Genomic DNA, 12,375 nt, shown 5'->3' with positions numbered 1-12,375 from the left:
CGCATGACCTCACGCTCGATTTCCCGTTCGGCGCCGTCCATCGTCCGCGCGGACACCGTAGCCTCGTCCACGCTCACGGTGCAGACGCCGGGCGCGGGCTTCATCGATCTCACGTCTGACGTCGCCAAATTTCTCGCCGAGATCGGCGCGCGCGATGGCGCACTGACGCTTTTCATCTGCCACACCTCGGCGTCGCTGACGATCCAGGAAAACGCCGATCCCTCGGTGCTGGTCGACCTGATGACCATCCTCGATCGCCTGGCGCCGCAGGATTTTGGCTGGACCCACGACACCGAAGGCCCCGACGACATGCCGGCCCATGTCCGCACCATGCTCACCGCCACCTCGCTGCAGGTGCCCGTGTTGTCCGGGCGGATGGCGCTGGGCACCTGGCAGGCGATCTATCTGATCGAACACCGCCGCCGCCCGCATCGCCGCGAGGCGGTGCTGCAATTTGTCGGGGCGGCGGGATAGCAGCGTTGTTCTTATCCCTCCCACCCGCGTATTCGCGGTGGGGAGGGTGGCCGCGCGCAGCGCGGTCGGGTGGGGGTGGTGCAACACCGAGGACTGCGCGTGGTGCGCCCCACCCCGACCTCCACTTCAACGATGCTGCGCATCGTCTCGTTCGGTCGACCCTCCCCACTGCGCTTCGCTTGGGGGAGGGAGACCATGCGCACTTCGCAAAACAAAAAACCGGCCGCGGATTGCTCCGCGGCCGGGTTCGTTTCATCCGAAGTTTGTCCGGCTGCGTGCCGCCGGACAAACTCAGTTGGTATTGATGTCGACGTCCTTGGTCTCCGGCAGGAAGAAGATGCCGATGACCACGGTGATCGCGGCGAAGATCACCGGATACCACAGGCCGGCATAGATATCGCCGGTCGAGGCCACGATGGCGAAGGCCGTCGCCGGCAGCAGGCCGCCGAACCAGCCGTTGCCGATGTGGTAGGGCAGCGACATCGAGGTGTAGCGGATCCGGGTCGGGAACAGTTCGACCAGCATCGCCGCGATCGGGCCATAGACCATGGTCACGAACATCACCAGCACGAACAGCAGTCCGATCACCGCCGCGACCTGCGGACGGAAGATATCGAACGGATGCGCCATCTTCACGATCTGCGCATCGCCGGCCTTCGGGTAGCCCGCGGCCTGCACGGCTGCGAGCACGCTCGGGTTGGACGCTGCGGCGGTGTAGGGCACATCCTTGCCGTTCACGACCACCTTCACGCCGGAGCCGGCGGCGCCGTAGGAGGTCGAGTACTTCACCGACGACTGGGCCAGGTAGGCGCGCGCCAGATCGCAGGGCGTGCTGAACACGCGGGTGCCGACCGGGTTGAACAGATCGCCGCACAGCGCGGGATCGGACACAACTTCGACCTTCACGGTCTCGATGGCCTTTTCCAGGGTCGGATTGGCGTTCGACGTGATCATCCGGAAGATCGGGAAGAACGTCAGCGCCGCGATCAGGCAGCCTGCCAGGATGATCGGCTTGCGGCCGATCTTGTCGGACAGGGCGCCCCAGAACACGAAGAAGCCGGTGCCGAGCAGCAGCGACCATGCGATCAGCAGGTTGGCGGTATAGCCGTCGACCTTGAGGATCGATTGCATGAAGAACAGCGCGTAGAACTGGCCGGTGTACCACACCACGCCCTGGCCCATCACGCCGCCGAGCAGCGCGATCAGCACGATCTTGGCGTTGCTCCAGTTGCCGAAGGCCTCGGTGAGCGGAGCCTTGGAGCTCTTGCCCTCGTCCTTCATCTTCTGGAACACCGGCGATTCATTCAGGCGCAACCGGATCCACACCGACACGCCAAGCAGCGCGACCGAGACCAGGAACGGAACGCGCCAGCCCCAGGCGGCGAATTCCGGCTCGCCCAGGATCGTTCGCGTGAACAGGATCACCAGCAACGACAGGAACAATCCCAGCGTGGCCGTGGTCTGGATGAACGATGTGTAGTAGCCGCGCTTGCCGGGCGGCGAGTGCTCCGCCACATAGGTCGCAGCACCGCCGTATTCGCCGCCGAGCGCGAGGCCCTGCAGCAGGCGCAGGCCGATCAGGATGATCGGAGCCGCGATGCCGATGGTGGCGGCGCTCGGCAGGATGCCTACGACGAAGGTCGACAGACCCATGATCAGAATGGTGACGAGGAAGGTGTACTTGCGGCCGACGATATCGCCGACGCGACCGAACACGATGGCGCCGAACGGGCGAACGATGAAGCCGGCGGCGAAGGCCAGCAGCGCGAAGATGTCGCGCGTCGCCTGGTTGAACATCGGCGCCTTGGTGACGGGATCGATGACGCCGAAGAACTGCGCGCCGATGATGCTGGCGAGCGATCCGAACAGGTAGAAATCGTACCACTCGAAGACGGTGCCGAGCGACGAGGCAAGAATGACGAAACGTTCGTCCTTCGTCATGCCTCCAGCGCGTGGAGATGTTGCAGCTATCGTTGACATGTGTATCGCTCCCCGAATTCGTTGATATGGTCGGCGCCGCCGCGCCGGTCTCTTGCCGGATGGTTGCAGCTTGCTTCCACCTCAAAGTAACACTGGCGTGATACGCGCCCCAATAAGACTTTCGGCTCTGGGTTGTGCGCGGCGAGCCAATGGATGGCGTCCCTCGCTGCCGGGACATCCGCGAGCCCGCGGCCTGCCGAGACGTATTGCGGCGCACCATGTTGCGGGTTAACTGCTTTGCCGCGTGGCAACATTGCAGGCTTGCCAGATGCCGGCGGTCAGACGACACTTGCCCGGTTGACGTCGCTTTTGCCTATGTTCACAACTCGATCACCGGAGTTCCGATGCCGGTCGCAAGGATGAAATGACCGCCGCTTCGACCATGCGCCTTATTGTTGCCGACGATCATCCGCTATTTCGCGGTGCATTGCGGCAGGCCCTGCTGGGCGTGTTGCCTGAGGCCCGCATCGACGAGACCGGCACTTTCGACGATCTCACCAAATCGCTGGAGCAGGACGCCGATGTTGACCTGGTGCTGCTGGACCTGTCGATGCCGGGGATATCGGGCTTCTCCGGCCTGATCTACCTGCGCGCGCAATATCCCGCGGTTCCTGTGGTGATCGTCTCCGCCAGCGACGACGTCGGCACGATCAGGCAGTCGCTGGATTTCGGCGCCTCGGGCTTCATTCCGAAGCGCTTCGGCGTCGAGACGCTGCGCGACGCCATTCTGAAGGTGATGGACGGCGACGTCTGGGTTCCGCCCGATATCGACATGGCGGCGGCAGCCGATCCCGAAATGTCAAAACTGCGCGACCGCCTGGTGACGCTCACGCCGCAGCAGGTGCGGGTGCTGATGATGCTGTCGCAGGGCCTGCTCAACAAGCAGATCGCCTATGAGCTCGGTGTCTCCGAAGCCACCATCAAGGCCCATGTCTCGGCGATCCTGCAGAAGCTCGGCGTCGAAAGCCGCACCCAGGCGGTGATTGCCGCCGCAAAAATCGCCGGTCGTCAGTGGCGCCAGGGCGAGCCGGCGGCGCAATAGGCGAGGCGAAACGCAGTCTCTGGTGTCGGCAGGCGTCTCGGACTTCTCCGTTGTCTTCGCCCGGCTTGACCGGGCGACCCAGTACACTCGGGCCAACGTTTACTGGATCGCCCGGTCCCGGCGCGCAATTGCGCGCAGGCCGGGCGACGACAGCGTAGCGTGGGCGGTCTATTGCTGCTGCTACTCCGCCGCCATCATCTGCTGGGCGCGCCATTGCCCGAGCAATGCGCGCAGCGATGCCGGCTTCACCGGCTTGTTGAGCACGGCGATCTTCTCCTGGCGCGCCGCCTCGCGGACATGCGGGCTGCGGTCGGCGGTGATCAGGATCGCCGGGATGGCCGGACCGAAGCGGCTGCGAATTTCCCGGATGGCGGCGACGCCGTTGCCGCGATCGAGATGATAGTCCACCAGCAGTCCGGTGAGCCGCTTGCCGGCGGCCTCGATTTCGGCAATCGCCTCGATCGCCGCTTCCGGATCGGCGACGGCGACCACCACTGCACCCCACGCAGTCAGCAACGTCTTCATGCCGTCGAGGATGGCCGCATCGTTTTCGATGCAGACGATCAGCGTGCCCGACATCGGCGATTTCGACAGCGGGGTCGCTGATGTCACCGCGGTGGTGTGGTTGATGGCCTTGGCGATCGGAACGGTGACCGAAAAGAACGATCCGCCGCTGCGGTTGGAGTCGAGGGCGATGCCGTGGTTGAGCACATGGGCGAGGCGCTTGACGATGGACAGGCCGAGGCCCAGCCCGCGGGCGATCCGGGCGCCCTGTTCGAGCCGGTGGAACTCCTTGAAGATCTCGCCGCGCTTCTGCACGGGAATGCCGACGCCGGTGTCATAGACGCCGATCTGCAGGGACTTGCCGCGGCGGCGGCAGCCGACCAGCACGCGGCCGTGCGGCGTGTACTTGATGGCATTGGAGATCAGGTTCTGCAGCAGCCGCCGGAGCATCAGCCGGTCCGACTCGACCGGCAGCGAGCACGGCACGAAGGTGAGCGCGACGCCGCGGGCGCGGGCGATCGGCGCGTATTCGATCTCCAGCGAGCGCATCAGGTCGCCGATCCGGAAGCTGGAGATCGACGGGTTCATGGCGCCGGCGTCGAGCCGCGAGATGTCGAGCAGCGCGCCGAGAATTTCCTCGATGGCTTCCAGGGAGTCGTCGATGTTCTCCACCAGCCGTGCGTCCTCGCCGCCGCTCTGTCGTTCCACCAAGCTGGTGACGTAGAGCCGCGCCGCGTTCAGCGGCTGCAGGATGTCGTGGCTGGCGGCAGCCAGAAACCGCGTCTTGGAGATATTGGCGTCTTCCGCGGTACTCTTGGCCCTTGCCAGTTCGGAGTTCAGCCGCGTCAATTCCTCGGTGCGGTCGCGCACGCGTTTTTCCAGCGTCGCATTGGCGCGTTCCAGCGCTTCGGCGGCCTCGAAGCTCGGCGTCACGTCGGAGAAGGTCAGCACCAGTCCGTTGTCCGGCATCCGGTTGGCGCGCACTTCGATCACGATCTGGCGGTCTGGCAGCCGCTCCAGATAAGGCTCGCCCTCGGTGGTGTAGGCGATCAGCCGCATCTGCGTCAGCGTCGCATTGTCACCGAAGCCGGATGCGCCCTGGCCGCCGATGAATTCGAGGATCTCTTGCAGCGGCACGCCGATCTGCACGATCTGCGGCGGCAGGCCGAGAATCTCGCCGAACTGCCGGTTCGAACAGATCAGCTGCAGGTCGGGATTGAACACGGCGATGCCCTGGCGGACATGATTCAGCGCGGTCTGCAGGACCTCGCGGTTGAAATGCAGCGCCGCGTGGGAATCGTCGAGCAGCTTCAGGGCGGCCCTGGCGGACACCGTGCGCTTGCGCAGCAGCAGTGACATGACCAGCCGCGACGAGGCCGCCCCGATCGATGAGGCGATCAGGTGTTCGGCGTGCTGCAGCAGTTCGAAATCGGCGGGCGCGGCGGGATCGAGGTTGACGCGCTGGCTGGCGGCAAAGGCCTCGAAAGACTCCCGCGCCCGCTCCGGGCCGAGATACTGCGTCACGGTGCCCAGAATATCCTGCACCGTTACGGTGGACCGCCAGCGCCGGAACGCCGGCGTCATCGGCGCCATGGTGTTAGGAACGAACAACTCCGCCTGCAGCCGCTCGATCGATGACGGCTGCCGCAGCAGCGACAGCACCACGTAGGTCAGGATGTTCAGCGACAGGCTCCACAGCGTGCCGTGCAGCAGCGGCGGCAGGTCGGCGCCGAACAGGTCCTGCGGTCGCAGCGCTTCGATGCCGAACGGCCCGTGCTGCAGCAGCAGCATGCCGGCGGTGTTGCCGTCGAGAAAGCTCGGAATGAACAGCGTATAGGCCCACACCGCAAAACCGACCAGCATGCCGCCCATGGCGCCGCGCGCGGTGGCGCGGCGCCAGATCAGGCCGCCGAAAAACGCCGGCGCGAACTGTGCGATGGCTGCGAAGGACAGAAGGCCGATGGCAGCGAGCTGGGTGTTGCCGAGTGCGCGAAAATACAGATAGGCCATAGCCATGATGGCAAAGATCGCAAAGCGCCGGACCTTGAGCAGGAAATAGCCGAAATCTGCGTTGCCGTTCGGCGCATGCGGGCCGCGCTGCAGCACCAGCGGCATCACGAGGTCGTTGGAGACCATCACCGCCAGCGCCACGCATTCGACGATCACCATGGCGGTGGCCGCCGACATGCCGCCGATGAACACCACGATGCTGAGGAAGGTCGAGCCGGCCTCGATGGGCAGCGCCAGCACATACATGTCGCTGTCGACGGCGCCGAACGGGAAGGTGACCAGCCCGGCCAGCGCGATCGGAATCACGAAGATATTGATGGCGATCAGATAGAGCGGAAACAGCCATTTCGCGCGGCTGACCTCGGCGTCATCCGAGTTCTCCACCACGCTGACATGGAATTGCCGTGGCAGCAGCATGATGGCGCAGAACGACAGCAGCACCATGGTGAGGAAGTTGCCCACCGACGGCACGTAGGCGATGGCCCGCGCCGCCTCCGGCGTCTTCAGCGCACGCTCCATCAGATCGACCGGGCTGAACATCCAGAACGTCACGAACAGGCCGGCGGCGATGAAGGTCACCAGCTTGATGATGGATTCGGTGGCCACCGCCAGCATCAGCCCATGCTGATGTTCGGTGGCATTGGTCTGCCGGGTCCCGAACAGCACGGCGAACGCCGCCATGGCCAGCGTCACGATCAGCGCGATGTCGCCGACGATCGGGATGTTCTCGATCGCCTGATCCTCGCCGAGGATAGTGGAGAGCGACGACGCCACGGCCTTGAGCTGCAGCGCGATGTAGGGCACCGAGCCGATGATGGCGATGACCGCGACGGTGGCGGCTACCGCCTGGCTCTTGCCGTAGCGGGCGGCGATGAAGTCGGCGATCGAGGTGATGTTTTGCGATTTCGCGAGCTGGATCACCCGGCGCAGGATCGGCGTGCAGAAGCCGATCATCAGGATCGGTCCGAGATAGATCGCCAGGAAGTCGACGCTGGTCCGGCTGGCCACGCCGACCGAGCCGAAGAATGTCCATGAGGTGCAGTAGATCGCCAGCGACAGCGGGTAGATCAACGCGCCGGCGCGGCCGCGCTGGAGCAAGGCGATACGGTCGCCGTAGCTGGCGACGCAGAACAGAAATCCGATATAGCCGAAGGCGGCTGCGATCACGCCCCAGTCGTGAAGCATCGTCACTCCCGTGCGGCGGGCTCAGGCCCGTCCGTCGTGGGAAAACCTAGCCTGTTGAGTGGATGCAGGCGATAGGGATTTGTCGCGTTCCCCGGGCGCGATGCAGCACGAAGTGCTGCTTCGTAGATCCGGTGTCCAGCTTTTTGACCGGAATCCCTGATCTGCGGAGCAGCGCGAAGAACGCTGCAGCGCGCCCGGGAAACGCATAGGCCGGATTGTTTTACTCCGCCGCCATCGCCTTGGCGTTGAGCGGAAGTCCGAGCTGATCCCAAACCTGAACCAGGGCGTCGGCGAGCTGATCGATCAGCGCGTCGTCATGATAGGGCGACGGCGTGATGCGCAGCCGTTCGGCGCCCTTGGGTACCGTCGGATAATTGATCGGCTGGATATAGATGCCGTGCTGTTCCAGCAGCAGGTCGCAGGCCTTCTTGCAGCGCTCGGGATCGCCGACGAACAGCGGCACGATGTGGGTGTCGCTCAGCATGACCGGCAGGCCGGCGGCGTTGAGGATCGCCTTGACGCGCGCGGCGCGGTCCTGGTGGCGCTCGCGCTCCCAGCTCGAGGTCTTGAGGTGGCGGATCGCCGCGGTGGCTGCCGAGCAGATCGCCGGCGGCAGCGCGGTGGTGAAGATGAAGCCCGGTGCGTAGGAACGCACCGCGTCGACGATGTCTTTGCTGGCGGCGATATAGCCGCCGAGGCAGCCGAACGCCTTCGCCAGCGTGCCTTCGAGAATGTCGATGCGATGCATTACGCCGTCGCGTTCGGCGATGCCGCCGCCGCGCGGGCCGTACATGCCGACCGCATGGACTTCATCCACATAGGTCATCGCGCCATACTTCTCGGCGAGATCGCAGATCTTGGCCAGCGGCGCGATATCGCCATCCATGGAATACAGGCTTTCGCAGGCGATCAGCTTCGGCCGGTCCGGACCGGCGGCGATCAGCAATTCCTCGAGATGGGCGACGTCGTTGTGGCGGAAGACCACGCGTTCGCAGCCGGATTGCCGGATTCCTTCGATCATCGAATTGTGGTTGAGCGCGTCCGACAGGATCAGGCAGTTCGGAATCAGCTTGGTGAGCGTCGAAATGCCGGTCTGGTTGGAGACGTAGCCCGAGGTGAACAGCAGAGCCGCTTCCTTGCCGTGCAGGTCGGCGAGTTCTTCTTCGAGCTGGACCAGCGGATGATGGGTGCCGGCGATGTTGCGGGTGCCGCCGGCGCCGGTGCCGACCCGGGTCGCGGTCTCGACCATGGCGCCGACAACTTTCGGGTGCTGGCCCATGCCGAGATAGTCGTTGGAGCACCAGATCACCACGTTGCTGGACCCCTTGGGGAGTGCCAGACCGCGTGCGGAAACCGCCCGGCGATTCGTTCGAGATCCGCGAACACGCGATAACGCCGCTCGTCGTGCAGTCGGTTGAGGGCGTCAGAGAAGAACTTGCTGTAATCCATCGCGAAAAACCTGATGCGGAACCCGAACGGAGGCGATTGCGTGTCAGGGCGTTTTAGAGCGTTTCCAGCTTTCATGTCGAGCTGAAATGCGCTTCCAGGCACCCGTTGCGAGTTGGCAGACTAGCGCCAAACGCACAGCTAATCTTGAGCCAGATCAAACAGCTGGACGCTATTTGCCGGTCCCCGTCGCAGGCCCGCCGCGGGTCACACAGCGGTGAAGCGCAAAACACCGTCCGGTCGTTGGACAACGCTCAGGCGGTTCTGGTTCAGCATATAATTGACGTGGGCGATCAGTTCGCCGGCAGCAAAACCGGTCTGATGCGCATCGAGCTTGTGCTTGTGGAAGATGACCGGGACCAGCTCCGCCGAGGTCATCGGCGTCTCCTTGCACGCTGCCGCGATCATCTGGCAGCGCTCCTCGTGATGATCGGCGAGCTGCTTGATCCGGACCTTGACGCCATGGAACGGTACGCCGTGACCGGGCAGCACCAGCACGTCGTCGGGCAGCGTTTCGGACAAACGCCTGAGCGAACGCAGGTAGGCGCCGAGCGAATTCTCTTCGGGCTCATGGGCCCAGACGCTGACATTCGGCGAAATCTTGCTGAGCACCTGATCGGCGGACAGAAACAGCCCGTCGGCAGCGCAATACAGCATCACCTGGTCGGGCGAATGGCCGGCGCCGGTGATGACGCGGAAGGTGCGCGTGCCGATGGTGAAGTCATCGCCATCGGACAGCCGGCGATAGACGGCGGGCAGCGGCACGGTCTTCTTCAGATAATCCTGGCCGCGGCCGAGCAGTTGCTCGGTGATGTCCTCGTCCATGCCGTGGCGGCGGAAGAACAGTCGCGAATTGACCAGCCGCTCGTCGCTGCGGCGGACCTGATGGTAGACGCCCTGCAGATATTCGATCTGCGACATGTAGAACGGGCAGTTGAAACGCTGCACCATCCAGCCGGCCTGACCGACATGGTCGGGATGGGCGTGGGTCACGATCACCTTGCTGATGGTCTTGCCGGCCAGCGGGCCGTCGAACAGCGCGGTCCAGGCCGCGATGGTGGCCTCGTTGCCGATGCCGGTATCGACCATCGCCCAGCCGTCGCCGTCGGCCAGCAGGTAGATGTTCACATGGTTGAGGCGGAACGGCAGGTCGAGCCGGATCCACAGCACGCCCGGGGCGATTTCGACCACCTGATCGGGGCCGGGATGGGCCTCCCAGGGATATTGGAGGCCGTCGGTCGGGGTGGGAATGGCGTCTGTTTTCGAATGCATGGCTTCTGTCGCTATGTCTTTGCACCGGCTTAGCGGGACAAGCTGCGCGGCGCCAGCCGAATTGTGGGCCGGCGCCGCAGGGCCATATTCCGCGCGGTGGTTAGCCGGCGGCTACAGACGCCGCCGGCAGTTCCAGACCTGTCGGCTCAAGCCGCACGTCGTCGAGCGCGGAATGAATGCCGAGGCGATCGAGCAGTTCGACGTCGCGGGTGGTCTGCGGGTTCCTGGTGGTCAGCAGCACGTCGCCGATGAAGATCGAATTGGCCCCGGCCAGAAAGCACAGCGCCTGCAGCTCGTCCGACATGTACTGGCGGCCCGCAGACAGCCGCACCACGCTTTTCGGCATCATGATGCGCGCCACCGCGATCATGCGCGCCAGCGCGATCGGATCGGCGCGCTCCGCAGTGTCATTGACCGGAACACCCTTGACCTCGTTCCACAGGTTGATCGGCACGCTCTCCGGATGGTTCGGCAGGTTGGCCAGCAGCACCAGCATGCCCAGGCGGTCCTCGACCTGCTCGCCCATGCCGACGATGCCGCCGCAACATACTTTCAACCCGGCGTGGCGCGCATTGGCCAGCGTCTCGATGCGGTCTTCCATGGTGCGCGTGGAGATGATGCGGCTGTAGAATTCGCGCGAGGTGTCGATGTTGTGATTGTAGAAATCGAGTCCGGCGTTTTGCAGCCGCTGTGCCTGGTCTTCGGTGATCATTCCGAGTGTGGCGCAGGTCTCGAGACCCAGGCCCTTCACCGCGCTGACCATGTCGCAGACCCGGTCGAGATCCTTGTCCTTCGGGTTGCGCCATGCGGCGGCCATGCAGAACCGGCTGGCGCCTGACTCCTTGGCACGCTGCGCGGTGGCGACCACGGCCTCACGATCCATCAGCTTGGTCGCGGCGACGTCGGTGTCGTAATGTGCGCTTTGCGAGCAGTAGCCGCAGTCTTCCGGGCAGCCGCCGGTCTTGATGCTGAGCAGGCTCGCGGTCTCCACATGATTCGGATCGAAGTTGCCGCGGTGAATGCCTTGCGCCTGGAACATCAGGTCGGCGAACGGCAGGTCGTACAGCGCCTGTGCCTCGGCGCGCTGCCAGTCGTGGCGGAGGTGAGGTGCGCCGTTCGATACGGTGGATGATGCGGTCATGGGAATCCTCGTGCTTCGGCCGTGCCGGAGGTCATTGGGTACCGCAGCTGTCCATGAAATCGACGGCCGAAACAAGGAGCGGTCGCCGATTGCAGTCATGCCGAGGTTGAACGGCAAGGCGATTGACGGTGCTCCCGCCTGGCTCTTGAAAAAGTGCCGGTCAAACAAAAAGGCCGGCGCAAGCGCCGGCCTTTTCTCGTCCGAAACCGCGTGAGCGGTCTCGATCAGACGAAGATCAATACTTCGCGAGGAGCGGCGCGCCGCCCAGGTTGAAGTGGTAGTTCAGGCCAGCCTTGACGGTGTGCTGTTCGCTGGTGGACGAACCGAGAGCGGCCAGCGGTGCAGCGGCGAAGGAGGTCTTGCCGAAGTTGTAGTACTGGTACTCGATGTTACCCGACCAGTTCTGGGTGAACAGGTATTCCAGACCGCCACCGACGGTGTAGCCATCCGTGTTGCCGTTCACGCCGACCAGGGTCGGACCGGTGACCGAGCGGCTGCGATCCGAGAACGCGTAACCGCCCTTGGCGTACAGCATGGCCGGACCCCAAGTGTAGCCGAGACGGCCGGTGACCGAGCCGAGGCCCTTCAAGCTGCTGTTGTAGGTGTAGCCTGCAACGGTCGGGAAGGTGACGGTGTTGCCGCTGTTGCTGGTCCAGTCGTACTGGGCTTCGACACCGAACACCCAGTTCGGGGCGAACTGGTAGTTGTAGCCGCCCTGGACGCCGCCCATGAACTTGCCATCGTTGCTGCTGCTGCTCACGCCGCCGGGGAAGCCGTTGCCGCCGCCGAATGCGCCGCCGACGTTGCCGCCGATGTAGAAGCCGGTCCAGTTGTAGATCGGGGCTGCGACGTAGGCCGGTGCCTTGGTGTAGGGGCGAGCGGCGAGATCGGCTGCAAGTGCAGGCACAGTCGCGCCGAGAGCGATCAGAGCCACAGTACCGAGAAGGAAGTTCTTCATTTTATTTTCTCCAGAAATTATTTCAGATGAGCCGCGCGTCGGCTCCGTCCATGGCGTGGATGTAGACAGCTTTTGCATTAAATACTGTCACCCATAGGCCACAGCCGGCGAGAACCGAACCATCTGACAACACACGGCTTTTCGATGCTTAATGCGGCCCTAATGAAATCTCAATTCAGCCTTAATTGGCCTCGCTTTGAGGCATTCCTGTAGCGATTTGATGCGCATTGCGAGTGTTCGGCATTGGGCTAAATCTCTGCGCGAATTTCCATGCGATCACCGCGCGCAATTGTGGTTAGCAAATCGTGTCAACGGCGGCCGCATAGCGTGACGCCGCGGGCTGAGTCTGTACTGACCCTCGCG

Annotated in this window: 7 protein-coding genes and 1 pseudogene; 2 read left to right on the top strand and 6 right to left on the bottom strand. The window is 64.1% G+C overall.

Annotated features, from left to right (window positions below):
• Window positions 1–3 precede the first annotated feature (3 nt).
• Window positions 4–474, top strand: coding sequence for a secondary thiamine-phosphate synthase enzyme YjbQ (locus tag ONR75_RS31105; protein WP_265080636.1), 471 nt, complete (start codon window positions 4–6; stop codon window positions 472–474).
• 291 nt (window positions 475–765) lie between these two features.
• Here ONR75_RS31105 and ONR75_RS31100 read toward each other — a convergent pair whose 3' ends face one another.
• A complete protein-coding gene (locus ONR75_RS31100) occupies window positions 766–2,415 on the bottom strand; it encodes an MFS transporter (RefSeq protein ID WP_413776406.1) in 1,650 nt (549 codons plus the stop codon).
• A gap of 403 nt (window positions 2,416–2,818) precedes the next feature.
• Between ONR75_RS31100 and ONR75_RS31095 the strand changes: the two genes are divergently transcribed.
• On the top strand, window positions 2,819–3,496 hold the full coding sequence (locus ONR75_RS31095; protein WP_265080634.1) for a response regulator: 678 nt from the start codon (window positions 2,819–2,821) through the stop codon (window positions 3,494–3,496).
• A 180-nt stretch (window positions 3,497–3,676) separates the two neighbouring features.
• Here ONR75_RS31095 and ONR75_RS31090 read toward each other — a convergent pair whose 3' ends face one another.
• The 5 genes and pseudogenes from ONR75_RS31090 to ONR75_RS31070 all read right to left on the bottom strand — a co-directional run bounded on the left by ONR75_RS31090 (window position 3,677) and on the right by ONR75_RS31070 (window position 12,012).
• Entirely contained in the window at window positions 3,677–7,195 is a 3,519-nt protein-coding gene (locus tag ONR75_RS31090; RefSeq protein ID WP_265080633.1) for a hybrid sensor histidine kinase/response regulator, read from the bottom strand.
• A gap of 220 nt (window positions 7,196–7,415) precedes the next feature.
• A pseudogene (gene hemA / locus ONR75_RS31085) lies at window positions 7,416–8,644 on the bottom strand (5-aminolevulinate synthase).
• Window positions 8,645–8,848: 204 nt separating this feature from the next.
• Entirely contained in the window at window positions 8,849–9,913 is a 1,065-nt protein-coding gene (locus ONR75_RS31080; protein WP_265080632.1) for an MBL fold metallo-hydrolase, read from the bottom strand.
• Window positions 9,914–10,013: 100 nt separating this feature from the next.
• Window positions 10,014–11,054: a biotin synthase BioB gene (gene bioB, locus ONR75_RS31075; protein ID WP_265080631.1), complete on the bottom strand. Its 1,041-nt coding sequence runs from the start codon at window positions 11,052–11,054 to the stop codon at window positions 10,014–10,016.
• Window positions 11,055–11,289: 235 nt separating this feature from the next.
• Entirely contained in the window at window positions 11,290–12,012 is a 723-nt protein-coding gene (locus ONR75_RS31070; protein ID WP_265080630.1) for an outer membrane protein, read from the bottom strand.
• Between the last annotated feature and the right edge of the window lie 363 nt (window positions 12,013–12,375).

It is taken from the genome of Rhodopseudomonas sp. P2A-2r, from assembly GCF_026015985.1.
In the GTDB taxonomy this organism is placed as follows: domain Bacteria; phylum Pseudomonadota; class Alphaproteobacteria; order Rhizobiales; family Xanthobacteraceae; genus Tardiphaga.
This window is presented reverse-complemented; position numbering and strand designations above follow the sequence as displayed.